The sequence below is a fragment of the Paraburkholderia caffeinilytica genome (genome assembly GCF_003368325.1).
In the GTDB taxonomy this organism is placed as follows: domain Bacteria; phylum Pseudomonadota; class Gammaproteobacteria; order Burkholderiales; family Burkholderiaceae; genus Paraburkholderia; species Paraburkholderia caffeinilytica.
Map to the genome: position 1 here is coordinate 2,763,174 of NZ_CP031467.1, position 15,239 is coordinate 2,778,412.

Annotated in this window: 10 protein-coding genes; 7 read left to right on the top strand and 3 right to left on the bottom strand. The window is 62.4% G+C overall.

Annotated features, from left to right (window positions below):
* The first annotated feature begins 7 nt into the window (after positions 1–7).
* Complete coding sequence (locus tag DSC91_RS28695) at positions 8–631, top strand: plasmid fertility inhibition factor family protein (protein WP_115781945.1); 624 nt, start codon at positions 8–10, stop codon at positions 629–631.
* On the opposite strand, the gene DSC91_RS28700 is transcribed toward DSC91_RS28695, so the two are convergent.
* Together DSC91_RS28700 and DSC91_RS37675 are read right to left on the bottom strand one after the other, a co-directional pair.
* Entirely contained in the window at positions 628–1,626 is a 999-nt protein-coding gene (locus DSC91_RS28700; protein ID WP_115781946.1) for a 2-hydroxyacid dehydrogenase, read from the bottom strand. The two genes, DSC91_RS28695 and DSC91_RS28700, sit on opposite strands and share 4 nt — an antisense overlap.
* A 214-nt stretch (positions 1,627–1,840) precedes the next feature.
* Positions 1,841–2,047, bottom strand: coding sequence for a hypothetical protein (locus DSC91_RS37675; RefSeq protein WP_162831475.1), 207 nt, complete (start codon positions 2,045–2,047; stop codon positions 1,841–1,843).
* A 125-nt stretch (positions 2,048–2,172) separates the two neighbouring features.
* Between DSC91_RS37675 and aspT (DSC91_RS28705) the strand changes: the two genes are divergently transcribed.
* The 4 genes from aspT (DSC91_RS28705) to DSC91_RS28720 all read left to right on the top strand — a co-directional run bounded on the left by aspT (DSC91_RS28705) (position 2,173) and on the right by DSC91_RS28720 (position 8,775).
* Entirely contained in the window at positions 2,173–3,855 is a 1,683-nt protein-coding gene (gene aspT, locus DSC91_RS28705; RefSeq protein WP_115781947.1) for an aspartate-alanine antiporter, read from the top strand.
* A 118-nt stretch (positions 3,856–3,973) separates the two neighbouring features.
* On the top strand, positions 3,974–5,656 hold the full coding sequence (gene aspT, locus DSC91_RS28710; protein WP_115781948.1) for an aspartate-alanine antiporter: 1,683 nt from the start codon (positions 3,974–3,976) through the stop codon (positions 5,654–5,656).
* A 112-nt stretch (positions 5,657–5,768) separates the two neighbouring features.
* Complete coding sequence (locus DSC91_RS28715) at positions 5,769–7,433, top strand: bifunctional aspartate transaminase/aspartate 4-decarboxylase (protein ID WP_115781949.1); 1,665 nt, start codon at positions 5,769–5,771, stop codon at positions 7,431–7,433.
* 112 nt (positions 7,434–7,545) lie between these two features.
* Positions 7,546–8,775 (top strand): pyridoxal-phosphate-dependent aminotransferase family protein, encoded by a 1,230-nt coding sequence (locus DSC91_RS28720; RefSeq protein WP_115781950.1) that lies wholly within the window; start codon positions 7,546–7,548, stop codon positions 8,773–8,775.
* Positions 8,776–9,601: 826 nt separating this feature from the next.
* Here the strand turns inward: DSC91_RS28720 and DSC91_RS28725 are convergent.
* Positions 9,602–10,813 (bottom strand): MFS transporter, encoded by a 1,212-nt coding sequence (locus DSC91_RS28725; RefSeq protein ID WP_115781951.1) that lies wholly within the window; start codon positions 10,811–10,813, stop codon positions 9,602–9,604.
* 389 nt (positions 10,814–11,202) lie between these two features.
* Here DSC91_RS28725 and xdhA point away from each other — a divergent pair, with 389 nt between their 5' ends.
* Entirely contained in the window at positions 11,203–12,738 is a 1,536-nt protein-coding gene (gene xdhA, locus DSC91_RS28730) for a xanthine dehydrogenase small subunit (RefSeq protein WP_115781952.1), read from the top strand.
* 28 nt (positions 12,739–12,766) lie between these two features.
* Positions 12,767–15,133 (top strand): xanthine dehydrogenase molybdopterin binding subunit, encoded by a 2,367-nt coding sequence (gene xdhB, locus DSC91_RS28735; protein ID WP_115781953.1) that lies wholly within the window; start codon positions 12,767–12,769, stop codon positions 15,131–15,133.
* Positions 15,134–15,239: the final 106 nt, after the last annotated feature.

Sequence of the window (15,239 nt, forward strand, 5' to 3'; positions counted from 1 at the left end):
GGTTGTCATGCATCTTTCACAATCGGCTCGTAGCGTTAGCGCTCTTTTAACGCGCTGGCGTGTTTTTGCCAGCTTATCGAGCCTGCTTTTGCCCTTGTCCAATTCATCGCCCGAAACCGCGCTGGGCTCTGCCGAGACGGTCTGGATCGTGCCTCTGCATGAACGTGAACATCCATGGTACGACCATGTGCGCCTTAAACGTGTCTTCGTGACGGACGGCACGCGCCATCAGGTGGTCATGGTCGACGCGCGCAAGTTGCTGGAATGCGCGGATCGCGACAACACCGATTACGTGTTGAAGCCGGTCGCCGAATGGCATTCGGGCAAGGTGCGCGGCATTCGCGAGTTCCTCGATCCAGAGAATCCACGCATTCCGCAGATGCCGTACGTGACGATCTCGACGCGTCGCGCGCAGGGTCTGCTGGGCTGGTTCGGTCTCGAGCGCGAGGGGGTGGTGGCGTTTCGCAACGGGCAGCATCGCGCGCGCTATCTGGCCGATGCGGGCGCGCGCTGGTTTCCGGTGGAAGTGCACGAGCGCGAGGTGGCCTTGCTGCGCGAGATGTGCGGCGCGGTGGACGACGCCCGCACGGCGATCCGCCCGACTACCGTGGATGGCGGCGGCAACCCCTAACTTCGCGCCTGCACGACATTGCGCGGCGTGCCGGCCTGCCAGGCCGCGACGTTCTCGAGCGTGGTCTGCGCGATCTCGTTCATCGCCTCGCGCGTGAAGAATGCCTGGTGCGCGGTCACGATCACGTTCGGGAACATCAACAGACGCGCCAGCACGTCGTCCTGCAACGGCAGGTTCGAGTGGTCCTCGAAAAAGAGGCCGCCTTCTTCCTCGTACACGTCGAGCCCGAGATGGCCGAGCTGGCCGTCCTTCAATGCACCGATCAGCGCATTGCTTTCGACCAGCCCGCCGCGCCCCGTATTGATCAGCATCGCACCGCGCTTCATCTTCGCGAGCGCGGGCCCGTCGATCAGATGGTACGTGCCGGGCACCAGCGGACAATGCAGACTGACGACGTCGCTTTCAGCCAGTAGCGTGTCGAGCGGCACGTAGCGCGCGCCGAGCGCAAGCAGATCGCCGGCCGGCGTGCCCGGGTCATGGGCGAGCACCTGCATGCCGAAGCCCGCCATGATGCGGCCGAACACGCGGCCGATCACGCCGGTGCCGATCACGCCCACCGTTTTGCCGTGCAGGTCGAAGCCGAGCAGCCCATGCAGCGAGAAGTCGCCTTCACGGGTGCGTGCGACGGCGCGCGGCAGGCGCCGGTTCAACGCCAGAATCAGGCCGACCGCATGCTCGGCGACTGCGTGCGGCGAATAGGCCGGCACGCGTGCAACAGTCATACCGAGACGGTCGGCCGCGGCCAGATCGACGTGATTGAAGCCCGCCGAGCGCAGCGCGATCATGCGCGTGCCGCCCGCGTGGAGACGCTCCAGAACGTTGGCGTCGACGTTGTCGTTGACGAACGGGCAGACCACTTCATAACCCTGCGCAAGGATCGCCGTTTCGACATCGAGGTGCGATTCCTGGAAGTGCAGATCATAGTGATGCGTGCGGTTGGCCTCGCCGAACGTGTCGCTGTCGTATTGGCGGCTACTAAACAGGATCATGCGCATGGGTGGCTCCGAAGGATGCGTGCCGGTGCGGCGAATGTCGATTCACGACGCGGCATGCCGGCAGGTCAGTATATCGGCCCTATATGGGAATGACCGCCGCTTGCAATGCGCGATTGGAAATTCAAATCGAACTTTGCTAAAGGTCATCTTTTGCGAAGCAAAAGCGGTCGCAAATGAAAATCATATTGACAGCGATGCTGAACTACAATATTTATTAAAAAAGAAGTCTCAAAGACGCACGAACATATCGTGCTGAAAACCGGCCATCAGCAGGGTATGTCTTTTTCATCGCATTAGACAACTTCGCGAGGAATGCGTGACTATCGAGCTTGCTGAAAAGCATTGCACTATTGTCGCTGCACTGCGGCACATCTTCTTCTTTGGCGCTAAAAGCGTCATGCCATTGCCATAATTTTTCCATTCAATGGAATCCGGTGATGCCGAATGAATAGTTCCTGAGTCGGAGTGACTCGGGTCGAATTCGTTTCATATTCCAGAAAGATTTTTTCAACTTTCTGCTAATAAACCGTAAATCGGCGAGCCAACATGATCGGTGAATTGCTGAGGTCTCAAGCGGAGATCGCGCTGTTCGCAAGCCTTGCAATCGGGTATTTCATTGGGTCGTTTCGCGTGGGGCCAATTCAGCTGGGCGGCGTCTGCGGCACGTTGATCGTGGCTTTGCTGCTGGGACAGACGGGCGCGCGGATTGCCCCCGATCTGAAGAACATCGCCTTCGCGCTGTTCATCTTCGCGCTGGGTTTCACCGGCGGACCGCAGTTCTTTGCCAACATTGGCCGGGGCTGGCGCTATGGTTTGCTCTCGGTGGTCGAGATCGTGTCGGTGCTGGTGCTGATCATGATCGCGGTCCTCGTGATGCGGCTCGATGCCGGCACGGCGGCCGGCTTGCTGGCCGGCGCCGCGACGGAGTCGGCCGTGATCGGCACGGCTTCGGAGGCGATTGCCAAACTCGGTTTCAGTGACGCAGAGACGCTGCGTCTGCAGGCCAACATCGTGACCGCGTACAGCGTGAGCTACCTGTTCGGCCTGATCACCATTGTCCTGTTTACCAGCCAGTTCGCGCCGCTGCTGCTGCGCGTCAATTTGCGCGAAGAAGCCGAGCGCGTATGGCACAAGCTCGGCGGCGACGGCGCGTTCGGCGAGGGGCAGGGAGCCGCCGCGCCGGCGCTCGTGGGCCGCGCATTCCGGGTCGACATGGCGGCCGGCGGGACGATCCGGGCGCTTGAACAGACGTACGGCTTCAACCTGACCATCGAGCGCGTGCGGCGCAACGGCGCCGACGTGCCGGTCGAGCCACAACTGACCTTGGCCGCCGGCGACCTGATCCTCGTGACCGGGCGGCGCGAAGCGATCGTGGCCGCGGCTGCCTGCCTCGGCGAAGAAGTGGCGGACGCCGGCTTCGGCCAGTTCGTGATGGACAAGCTCGACGTCGTGCTCACGCGTGGCGAGGCGCACGGTCTGACGGTCGCGCAGGTGCGCGAGCGGGCAAAGCCGGAAGAAGGGCGCGGCGTCTATATCGCGGCCGTCACGCGGTTTGAGACCACGGTGCCCGCGCTGCCCGGCACCGAGCTCAATCGCGGCGACGTGCTGACGCTGGTGGGCGCGAAGGCGGACGTCGAGCGCGGTGCGCGGCGTCTGGGCTACGTGCTCCCCGCGACTCAGAAAACCGACTTCGTGTATCTCGGCCTGGGCGTGCTGGCCGGCATGGCGATCGGCCATCTCGGCGGACGCATCGGCGGTGTGTCGATCGCGCTCGGCACGGGCGGCGGCTGCCTGCTGTCGGGTCTGCTGTTCGGCTGGATCCGTTCGCGTCATCCGCTGGTCGGCTCGCTGCCTTCGGCTGCCGCGCAAATTCTCAAGGACTTCGGTCTTGCCACCTTCATTGCCGCTGTCGGGCTGTCGGCGGGACCCGATGCGATCAAGCTGGTGCGCGAATACGGTCTGGCGCTGCCGGTCGCCGGCATTCTGATGGTGCTCGTGCCCGGTCTGTTGTCGCTCTGGATCGGCCGCGCATTTCTCAAGCTCGAAGCGCCCATGCTGCTCGGCGCCATTGCCGGCCAGCAATGCAGCACGCCGGCGATCAGCGCGCTGGTGGGCGTGACCGGCAACTCGACACCCGTGATCGGCTACACGATCACCTACGCACTCTCGAACATTCTGTTGCCGTTGATGGGGCCGGTCGTGGTCGGCCTCGCCGGGAAGTTCGGCTAGACGGGCGGATGGGCTGCGCGCGGCGTGGCGCGCAGTCGGGCGCATGCGGATGCCGTGAGGTCCGTATGTGCATGCAGTACCCAGTACTCAGTAGCGCAAACTATCCAGCGAGGGCATGATGGACTGGCTACATCACATTTTTCAAAAATCACCCGAGATTGCGCTGTTTCTGTCGCTTGCTGCCGGCTACTTCATCGGGCAGATCAACTTCGGTAAGTTCCAGTTGGGCGGTGTGGGCGGTTCATTGCTGGCCGCGGTCGTGATCAGTCAGGCGGGCGTGACGATCGACAACGGTGTGAAATCGGTGATGTTCGCCGTGTTCATTTACGCGGTCGGCTACGATTCCGGGCCGGGCTTCTTCAACTCGCTGAACCGCAAGACGCTGCGCGAGATCGCGATGGCGTTGTTTCTTGCTGTCTCCGCGCTGATCACCGTCGTGGTCTGCGCGAAGCTGTTCCATCTGAACAAGGGCCTTGCTGCGGGGCTCGCGGGTGGTGCGCTGACGCAGTCGGCGATCATCGGCACGGCCGGCGACGCCATCGCGCGTCTCGGTCTGCCCGTCGATCAGGTCAAGTCGCTGCAATCCGACGTGGCGATTGCCTACGCGGTGACCTATGTGTTCGGCTCGCTCGGCGCGATCATCGTCTGCGTGAACATCTTGCCGAAGTTCATGGGGCAGAGTCTGCGCGACGCCTCGATCGAAGCAGAGCGTGAGCTGTCTTCGGGTTCGTCGTCACTCGGCGCGGGGCAAATTCGTGCGTTGCCCGAACTCGTGGGGCGCGCGTACAGGATCGACGTCAGCGCCGGGAAAACGGTCAAGGCCGTCGAGACCCTGCATCAGGACATGTTGACGATCGAGCGGATCAAACGGGACGGCAAGAATCTGGAGCCGACGCCCGATCTGACCTTGCAACTCAACGACGAAGTGCTGGTGGTGGGCCGCCGTGAAGCGGTGGTCGCATTCGGCGCGAATGGCAACGAGATCGCGGACGTCGAGGACATTGGCGTCGTGATGCAGGCGCGCGAAGGCGTATTCACCCGCAAGGGCATGAACCACACGACGATCGCCGCCGCCCGCGAGGTTGTGGATCGGGACATGCGCCACGGCGTCTATATCCAGAGCGTCTCGCGCGCCGGCCAGCCGCTGCCCATCCTGCCCGAAACCAAGCTTGAGCACGGCGATGTGATCACCTTTTACGGGTCGCCGAAAGACACCAAGCGCGCCGTCGATGCAGCCGGCTACGAACTGCCGTACAGCAACAAGACCGACTTCATCTATATGGGTGTCGGCATCGTGCTGGGTCTGCTGATCGGTCTGATCGTCGTCGACGTAGGCGGCGTTCCGCTCACGCTCGGCTCCGGCGGCGGCTGTCTGCTGGCCGGCCTGCTGTTCGGCTGGATGCGCGGCAAGCATCCGATGTACGGCGCGATGCCGTCCGCGGCTTCGCAGTTGCTGAAGGATTTCGGCCTCGCGGCGTTCGTCGCGGTGGTCGGTTTGAATTCGGGCTTGCAGGCCGTGGTGACCGTCAAGCAGAGCGGCATGACGATCTTCCTGCTCGGCGTGATCGTCACGGTGATGCCGCTGGTACTGACGATGTTGTTTGGCCGTTACGTGCTGCGCTACAACAACGCGGCCATCCTGGCTGGCGCGCTGACAGGTTCACGCAGTGCCAATCCGGCATTCGGCGGTGTGCTCGATAAGGCGGAAAGCGCGGTGCCGACCGTGCCGTTCGCGATCACCTATGCGATTGCGAACGTCGCATTGACGCTGCTCGGACCGCTCGTGGTCGGGCTGGTTTAGCCTGACCTGGCCTGGTTTAGCGTACGCATTTATCGATCTCTCTTACGCCGGCGACAAGTGAACGATCACTCGCGACGCCGGTGTCATTCCCGTGCACATTGGAGAACGCATCATGGCAAAAGAGAAAAGCGGCAAGAAACAAGGCGACATGGCCCAAGCCGGCCTGGCGGCGCTCAGCCCGTTCGAACTCAAGGACGAACTGATCAAGGCCGCCGGCGGCGGCGCGGTGGAGCGTGCCGCCAACATGTCGATGCTCAACGCGGGGCGCGGCAACCCCAATTTCCTCGCGACGATTCCGCGCCATGGCTTCTGGCAGCTTGGCCTGTTTGCGATGCGCGAGTCGGAGCGTTCGTTTGCGTTCATGCCCGAGGGTGTTGGCGGCTTCCCGCGCCGCGAAGGACTCACGGAGCGCTTCGATCTGTTCCTGCGCGAAAACAGGGGCGTGCCCGGCATCGACTTTCTGCGCGGCGCCGTGTCGTATGTGCGCGATCAGCTCGGACTCTCCGCGGGCGACTTCCTCTATGAAATGTGCGAGGGCATTCTGGCGTCGAACTATCCGGTGCCGGACCGGATGCTTAAGTTATCCGAACTGATTGTCGGTCAGTATCTGCGCCGCGAGATGATCGGCAACCATCCGTTCGTGGGCGAGTTCGACGTGTTCGCGGTGGAAGGCGGCACGGCGGCAATGACGTACATCTTCAACACGATGCGCGAGAATCACCTGATCAAGCCGGGCGATACGATTGCGCTCGGCTTGCCGATCTTCACGCCGTACATCGAAATTCCGCGCCTGAACGACTATCGGCTGAACGTCGTCAATCTCGAAGCTACCGTTGAAAGCGGCTGGCAGTATTCGAAGAAGGAACTCGACAAGCTGCGTGATCCGAAGGTGAAGGCGTTCTTCCTCGTGAACCCGAGCAACCCGCCTTCGGTGAAAATCGACGACGAGAGCCTTCAATACATTGCGGACATCGTCAAGGAACGCCCCGATCTGATTCTGTTGACCGACGACGTGTACGGCACCTTCGCCGACGACTTCGTCTCGCTGTTCGCGCTCGCGCCGAAGAACACGATCCTCGTGTACTCGTACTCGAAGTATTTCGGTGCGACCGGCTGGCGTCTCGGCGTAATCGCGACGCATCGCGACAATGTGCTCGACAAGCTGATCGCCGAGCTGCCGAAAGACGCGAAGAAGCAGTTGCACGAGCGCTATGAATCGATCACGACGGAACCGGACAAGCTCAAGTTCATCGATCGGCTGGTCGCCGACAGCCGCACGGTCGCGCTGAATCACACGGCGGGTTTGTCGACGCCGCAGCAGGTGCAGATGGTGCTGTTCTCGCTGTTCTCGCTGATGGACACACCCGATGCGTACAAGAATGCGCTGAAGCGCCTGATTCGCAAGCGCAAGCAGGCGCTGTACGAGGAGGTCGGCATCTCGTTCGATGACGACGATCCGAACCAGGTCGACTACTACACGATTCTCGACATCGAGTTCCTTGGCGAGCGCATGTTCGGGCGCGAGTTTGTCGACTGGCTGCTGAAGAACACCGAGCCGTCCGAATTGCTGTTCCGCCTCGCACGCGAAGCGCGCGTGGTGCTGTTGCCGGGACGCGGCTTCGGCACGCAGCATCCTTCGGGACGGGTGTCGCTGGCCAATCTGAACGAGTCGGACTATCGGCAGATCGGCCGCGCGATGCGCAAGCTGATCGAGGAATATGTCGAGCGGTATAACGCGGCGACCGGCAAGAAGCTCGATAAGTCCAAGGTGAAGTGACAAACTCCTTGCGCAATCGCGCGGATCGGTGAATGATCGAACAGGCGGCCCCGCCAGTGTCATTGCTGGCGGGGCCGCTTGTCCCTTGCGTTCTGACATTCACGTACCGATCATGCCGACTTCATCGCTCTCTACCGAACCTGTTTCCTACGCTGTGCCCTGTCCGGTTGTCGAATCGCTCGACGCCATTCTTCCCGAAGAGCCGTTGCTGATGATGGGCGCCGGCCCCGTGCCGATTCCCGCGGCGGTAGCCAAGGCCAATACCGTGGTGATCAATCACCTGGGCAGCACGATGGTGAAGGTGATCGGCCAGGTGAAGACCATGGCGCGCTACGTGTTCCAGACCAATTCGAAGTGGGTGTTGGGCGTGGCCGGGCCGGGTTCTGCGGCGATGGAAATGGCGATCTCCAACCTCGCATGGGAAGGCACGAAAGTGCTCAGCATCAAGAACGGCTTTTTCAGCGAGCGGATGGCGGAGATGGGCCGGCGCGTTGGCGCGCACGTCGCGATGCTCGACGTCGAGGACGGCACGGTGGCGAGCCTCGAAAGCGTTGCCGAGGCGATTCGCCGCGAGCGGCCGGAGATCGTGACGATCGTGCAGGGCGAGACCTCGAACACGGTGTGGAATCACCATCTGAAGGACATTGCGGCGCTTGCGAAGGCCGCGGGTGCACTGGTCATCGTCGACGCGGTGTGTACGCTGAGCACGATGCCGCTCGAGATGGACGCGTGGGGGATCGATGCGGTGATTACGGGCGGGCAGAAAGGCTTGTCGTCGATCCCGGGTGTCTCGCTGATCGCGTTTTCGGATGAGGCGTGGGCACGCGTGAAGGGCCGCACGGCGTCGAATGCGCATTGGTGCCTCGATGCGTCGCTTGCGGAGAACTTCTGGCACAACGCGGGCTATCACTACACGGCGCCCGTGTCGGGTGTGCTGGCGCTGCACGAGGCGCTGCGTCTCGTATGCGCGGAGACGCTTGAAAAGCGCTTTGCGCGGCACTTGAAGTGTTCAGTGGCGCTTCAGGCGGGGATTACCGCACTGGGCTTGCAGCTTTACGCGCCGGCGCCTTGCCGACTGAACTCGGTGGTTGGCATCGTCGTGCCGGAGCGCTTGAGTTCTGCCGATATTTGTGGGCACATCTCGCGGCAACACCAGGTGGAAATTTCGGGTTCGTTCGGTTTGCCGATCGTGCGGATTGGGCAGATGGGGGAGCAGTGCCGGGAACACAACCTGTTCAGAACCTTGCATGCGCTCGGACGAACGATGGTGGATCTGGGCGTTAAGGTTGAGTTGCCGGCTGGCGTGGCGGCGCTTGAGCGCGGGTTGTCGGAAGGGAAGTGAGGGTTTTGTTTTCGCGGTGCTGGTTCTGTTTTTGTACCTGCGGTGTTGGGCTGTTTGCCTGTTCGGCGCGTTCGTGTCTGTGTGCCTGCGGTGTTGGGCTTTCCTTGATTTGTTAGTGGTCTATTAGCGTTCGCCCCTGTGCGGGGCAGGCACCTACTTTCTTTGCCGCCGCAAAGAAAGTAGGCAAAGAAAGCGGCTCAAACCGCTAATGCTAAGCGGGCACCGTGGTCTGCAACGGGTAGTGGTGCATCTGGAATCCGTGCCCTCGCACCTTCACGCGCCAGTGACAAAGGACTCATCAGCTCCCACTCCGCACTGCGTGCGTCGCGGACGGGTCTGCATGGGAAACCAGGGGCTTCGGTTCAAGTCAGTGGGGCCATCGGCTTTGCCTCGGCGACGCGCCAAGGCGACAGAGGCGAAACACTACGCCACTGCGCCGAAGGAGGCGTGAGCGCTAAAACGCAGCGATCGGTTTTCGGAAGTACGCTTCGGCGCGCGCAGCGCCGCCGGAAGTATGACGCCCTTGTCACTAGCACAAGCAGGGGCACGAACACAGATTCCAGATGCACCACTACCTGTTGTGGGCTGCGGGACCCACTTAGCAGGATCGGTGTGAGCCGCTTTCTCTTGCTTACTTCTCTTTGCGGCGGCAAAGAGAAGTAAGTGCCTGCCCCGCACAGGGGCGAACGCTAATAGACCACTAACAATGCAAGGAAAGGCACCAAACCAAGAAGCACAGACAAAAAGCACAAAACAGGCAAGCAGATCAAGAAAAGCCCCCCGCCGTAGGCAAACAGACAACAAGCACCCAGCAAGGCAAAAGAACTCAAGTCGCCGCAGGCGCATTAGGCACGCGCGAATTGCGCAAATACATCATGGTCGACAGCACGACTGCCAACGCAGAAGCCACCGCTGCAAAAAGAAACACCTGCGCATAACCGAACTCCCCAGCGATATACCCGGCCAACGGCCCCGTAATCCCCAGCGAGAGATCGAGAAACACAGAATAAGCCGACAAAGCCGCCCCACGGCTGGCAGGCGGCACGAGCCCAACCGCTTCGACGCCGAGAGCAGGGAACACCAGCGCAAACCCAAACCCGGTCAACGCCGCCCCCGCGAGGGCAATATGCGGCTCCGGCGCCAGCCACAACATCAACAGCCCCGCACATTCAAACGAAAACGAAGCAATCGCGACCCTGAACCCGCCGTAGGCCTTGATCGTGTTGGCGAACAACAGGCGCGCACCGATAAACAGCGTGCCGAAGACAGTCAACGACAAAGCCGCATTAGGCCAATGCCGCGCGGCATAAAACAGCGTGATGAACGTCGCAATCGACCCAAAGCCGGCCGAACCCAGCGCCAACCCGATCCCATGCGGCAGCACCCGCGTGAACACGCTTCGATACGACATCCGCTCGCCGTGCACGATCGGCACCGCCGCGATGGGCCGCGCCAGATAAAAACCGAGTGCCGCCAGCAGAATCACCAGAATGCCCAACGCGGCGAACCCGATCGCATGCGCGATCGCTACGCCGAGCGGCGCGCCAACCGCGAGCGCGCCGTAAGTCGCAATACCGTTCCACGAAATCACCCGCGCATTGTTGCTCGTGCCCACCCGGCCGATGCCCCACAGAATCGCGCCGGTGCCGCACAGGCTTTCGCCGAAACCCAGTACGAGACGGCTGCAGACCAGTAGCCCGAGGCTCAGCGCGGGCCAGCGCCCGCACAACACGGCCAGCAGCAACAAGATCCCGCTTGCCCCGCAACCCAGCAGGCCGATCGTCACTGTCCGCTTCGGCCCAAGCGAGTCGGCCGAGCGGCCGGCGAGCGGCCGCGATGCCAGCGTCGCCAGGTACTGCACGCTGATCGCCGCGCCGGCCAGGATCGCGCTGTAACCCAGGTCATCGTGGACGTAGCCAGGCAGCACCGCGAGCGGAATTCCGATCGTCAAGTAGCAAAGAAACGTGAAAAAGACGACCGGAATGATCTGCATGGTCGTCGCAAATTCGCTGCGAGGTGTCGCTGAGTCGGTGGGCATCGGGAAAACGAGACTTGAAAACGGCGGGAAGCCGTGATTTTCCCATGGAACCGATTCCCTTGCAGGGCTTGCTTAATAATTTCGTCGGCTAGATAAGGGTGCCGGATCGATATAGTGGTCCGTTTTCGCCCTGTACGAGTGGTCTTTTGATGCTTGACGGGTTAATAGGCTCTAGCTGTGTATGGCTGAAAAACTTTAATTCAACTAAAAATGCGGCAAAACAGCCATGCCAACATAAGCCAACCGACTCTCAAACCTATCTCTATATCGCTTCACGAATATGTCCCGCATGCGATCCGCGCTATGGGTTGGTTTTATTGATGGTGATAGTTTTCGAACCATCATCGCAGCACGTCCCCACGGACACAGAACAGTGAGAGTAACGAGACATGACTGAGCCGATTCGCTTCTACCACCGCAACGCGATCCGTGAGATCAAGGACGCGCCTGTCACCCGCACCGTTCTGCAGTACTTGCGCGAGGACGCGCATTGCACCGGCACCAAGGAAGGCTGCGCCGAAGGCGATTGCGGCGCGTGCACGGTCGTGATCGGCGAGCGCAACGAGGCGGGCGGCGTCGACTTCAAGGCGGTCAACGCCTGCATCCAGTTCGTGCCGACGTTGGACGGCAAGGCGCTCTTCACCGTCGAAGACCTGCGTCAGCCGGACGGTTCGCTGCATCCGGTGCAGGAAGCGATGGTCGAGTGCCACGGTTCGCAGTGCGGTTTCTGCACGCCGGGTTTCGTCATGTCGATGTGGTCGCTGTACGAAAAGCACGGCCACGAACATAGCTGCGCGAACCGGACCGTGCCGTCGCGCGACACCATCAGCAACGCGCTGACCGGCAATCTGTGCCGTTGCACTGGCTATCGTCCGATCGTCGACGCGGCCGTGCGCATGTTCGAAGCGCCCGCGCCGAAAGCGCCGGTCAATGTCGAAGCCTTGTCGAATGCGCTTGCCACGCTCGAACGCAAGGACACATTCCACTACCAGCACGCCGGCCAGCAGTTCGACGCGCCGCGCACTGTCGACGCGCTCGCGAAAATCAAGGAAGCCGAACCGGCGACCCGCATCCTCGCCGGCAGCACGGACATCGGCTTGTGGGTGACCAAGCAGATGCGTGAGCTGGGCAACATCGTCTACGTTGGGCAGATCGCGGCGCTGCAAAAGCTCGAAACCAATGACGAGTGGATCGAGATCGGCGCGGGCGTGACCGTCGAAAAGGCCTACGCCGAAATCGCGAAGCAATATCCGGAACTCACCGAAATGTGGCAACGCTTCGCGTCGCTGCCGATCCGCAACGCCGGCACGCTCGGCGGGAATATCGCCAACGGCTCGCCGATCGGCGATTCGATGCCTGGCCTGATCGCGCTCGGCGCGCATGTGATCGTGCGCGGCGGCGAGATCGAACGCGAAATGCCGCTTGAGGATCTGTACCTCGCGTATCAGAAGAAGGACATGGCGGAGCATGAGTTCGTCGTCGGACTCAAGGTGCCGACCCGCACCGGCGCACGCAAGAATCTGCAGTTCCGCACCTACAAACTGTCGAAGCGTTTCGACTCGGACATCTCGGCCGTGTGCGCCGCGTTCTCCTTCATCGCCGACGGCAACGTGATCCGCGAGCCGCGCATCGCGTTCGGCGGCATGGCCGCCACCTCGAAGCGCGCGACGCACGCCGAGGCCGTGCTGCGCGACGCCGAATGGCACGAAGCCACCGCGCAGGCCGCGATGCTCGCGCTCGGCAACGACTACGCGCCGCTGTCCGACATGCGCGCGACCAGCAACTACCGCCTCGAAGCGGCGAAGAACACCTTATACCGCTTCTGGCTCGAAACGCGTCCGAACAATCCGCTGCCGAAGAGCGCACTGGATGTTCGTGCAGTTGCCGCGGCCTGCGCCCCGGCCAGCGCCAGTGCCAGCGCCTGAAACGCCATAAGGATACGGAGAACAAAGAATGAATCAGCATGCCGAACCGTTCCTGAAAGACCTTCAGGATCTCGACGACTTTACCCAGGTCCACATCTCGCGTCCGCACGAGTCCGCGCACCTGCACGTAAGCGGCCGCGCCACTTACACCGACGACATCCCGACGCTGGCCGGCACGCTGCACGCCGCCCTCGGCCTGTCGCCGAAAGCGCACGCGAAGATCGTCTCCATGGCGCTCGATAAAGTGCGCGCCACGCCCGGCGTGGTCGCGATCTTCACCGCGGGCGACATTCCCGGCGTCAACGACGTGGGTCCGATCATCCACGGCGACGATCCGATTCTCGCGGACGGTATCGTGCAATACGTCGGCCAGCCGATGTTCATCGTAGTCGCGACCTCGCATGAAATCGCGCGTCTCGCTGCGCGCCGCGCCGAAGTCGTCTACGAAGAGCTGCCGGCCATCCTCACCGCGCAACAGGCCCGCGCCGCGAACCAGCACGTCTTGCCGCCGATGAAGCTCGCGCGCGGCGACGCCGGTACGAAGATCGCCCGCGCGGCGCGTCGCGAAGCCGGAGAGATGCTGCTCGGCGGCCAGGAACAGTTCTATCTGGAAGGCCAGATTTCGTACGCGGTGCCGAAGGACGACGACGGCATGCACGTCTACTGTTCGACCCAGCACCCGACCGAAATGCAGCACATGGTCGCGCACGCGTTGGGCGTGGCGTCGCACAACGTGCTGATCGAATGCCGTCGCATGGGTGGCGGCTTCGGCGGCAAGGAATCGCAATCGGGTCTGTTCGCGTGCTGCGCGGCGCTCGCTGCATGGAAGCTGCTGTGTCCGGTCAAGCTGCGTCCGGATCGCGACGACGACATGATGGTCACCGGCAAGCGCCACGATTTCCACTACACGTATGAAGTGGGCTACGACGACCAGGGCGTGATCGACGGCGTGAGCGTCGACATGACCTCGCGCTGCGGCTTCTCCGCCGACCTGTCCGGTCCGGTGATGACACGCGCGCTGTGCCACTTCGACAACGCGTACTGGCTGTCCGACGTATCGATCGACGGCTTTTGCGGCAAGACCAACACGCAGTCGAACACCGCGTTCCGCGGCTTCGGCGGTCCGCAAGGCGCATTCGCGATCGAGTACATCATGGACAACGTCGCGCGTTCGGTCGGCGAGGATTCGCTCGACGTGCGCCGCCGCAATCTGTACGGCAAGACCGAGCGCAACCAGACGCCGTACGGTCAGGTGGTCGAAGACAACGTGATTCACGAGCTGATCGACGAGCTCGAAGCGACCAGCGAATACCGCGCGCGCCGTGCGGCGATCAACGCGTTCAATGCGAACAACGAAGTACTGAAGAAGGGGCTGGCGCTCACGCCCGTCAAGTTCGGCATCGCGTTCAACGTGACTCACTTCAACCAGGCCGGCGCGCTGGTGCACATCTACACCGACGGCTCGGTGCTGGTGAACCACGGCGGCACCGAAATGGGCCAGGGTTTGAACACGAAGGTCGCGCAGGTCGTCGCGCATGAACTGGGCATCGGCTTCAACCGCATCCGCGTGACGGCAACCGATACGAGCAAGATCGCCAATACGTCGGCGACCGCGGCATCGACGGGTTCGGACCTGAACGGCAAGGCTGCGCAAGATGCCGCGCGCCAGTTGCGCGAGCGTCTGTCGGCTTTCGCCGCGGAGCGTTTCGGCGCAGGGCAGGTGGCTGCCTCGGAAGTGCGTTTCGTGCACGACCGCGTGGTGGTCGGCGAGGCGATCGTGCCGTTCGAAGAAGTGATCGCGAAGGCCTACGTCGCGCGTATCCAGCTCTGGTCGGACGGCTTCTACGCCACGCCGAAGCTCTACTGGGATCAATCGAAGCTGCAAGGCCGGCCGTTCTACTACTACTCGTACGGCGCGGCCGTGTCGGAAGTGGTGATCGATACGCTGACCGGCGAAATGCGCGTGCTGCGCGCGGACGCTTTGCACGACGTGGGCGCTTCGTTGAACCCGGCGCTCGACGTCGGCCAGGTGGAAGGCGCGTTCATCCAGGGCATGGGCTGGCTCACGACCGAAGAGTTGTGGTGGAACGCGGGCGGCAAGCTGATGACGCACGCGCCGTCCACCTACAAGATTCCGACCGTCAACGATACGCCGCCCGATTTCCGAGTGCGCCTGTTCAAGAATCGCAATGCGGAGGACAGCATCCACCGTTCGAAGGCGACCGGCGAGCCGCCGTTGCTGCTGCCGTTCTCGGTGTTCTTCGCCGTGCGCGATGCCGTGTCGGCCGTGGGCGACCACAAGGTCAATCCGCCGCTGAATGCGCCCGCTACCAGCGAGGAAATTCTCAAGGCCGTGGGCGCGGTGCGGGCAGCGACTGCGGCGGCGCGGCAGTAGACGTTGCGATGAAGGCGTGACGCTGGCCGGCCGCCGTGACACGCCGGAAATCGCGAGGAATTGGCGGCCGCCGCCAGGACCTTCAGCGCAGCCGGCGGCTGACCGC

Coding starts and splice junctions, on each gene's coding strand:
- DSC91_RS28720 (WP_115781950.1), top strand. CDS start 7,546: ATGCCGACTTCATCGCTCTCTACCGAACCTGTTTCCTACGCTGTGCCC.
- DSC91_RS28700 (WP_115781946.1), bottom strand. CDS start 1,626: ATGCGCATGATCCTGTTTAGTAGCCGCCAATACGACAGCGACACGTTC.
- DSC91_RS28715 (WP_115781949.1), top strand. CDS start 5,769: ATGGCAAAAGAGAAAAGCGGCAAGAAACAAGGCGACATGGCCCAAGCC.
- xdhB (WP_115781953.1), top strand. CDS start 12,767: ATGAATCAGCATGCCGAACCGTTCCTGAAAGACCTTCAGGATCTCGAC.
- DSC91_RS28725 (WP_115781951.1), bottom strand. CDS start 10,813: ATGCCCACCGACTCAGCGACACCTCGCAGCGAATTTGCGACGACCATG.
- DSC91_RS28695 (WP_115781945.1), top strand. CDS start 8: ATGCATCTTTCACAATCGGCTCGTAGCGTTAGCGCTCTTTTAACGCGC.
- aspT (WP_115781947.1), top strand. CDS start 2,173: ATGATCGGTGAATTGCTGAGGTCTCAAGCGGAGATCGCGCTGTTCGCA.
- xdhA (WP_115781952.1), top strand. CDS start 11,203: ATGACTGAGCCGATTCGCTTCTACCACCGCAACGCGATCCGTGAGATC.
- DSC91_RS37675 (WP_162831475.1), bottom strand. CDS start 2,047: ATGGAAAAATTATGGCAATGGCATGACGCTTTTAGCGCCAAAGAAGAA.
- aspT (WP_115781948.1), top strand. CDS start 3,974: ATGGACTGGCTACATCACATTTTTCAAAAATCACCCGAGATTGCGCTG.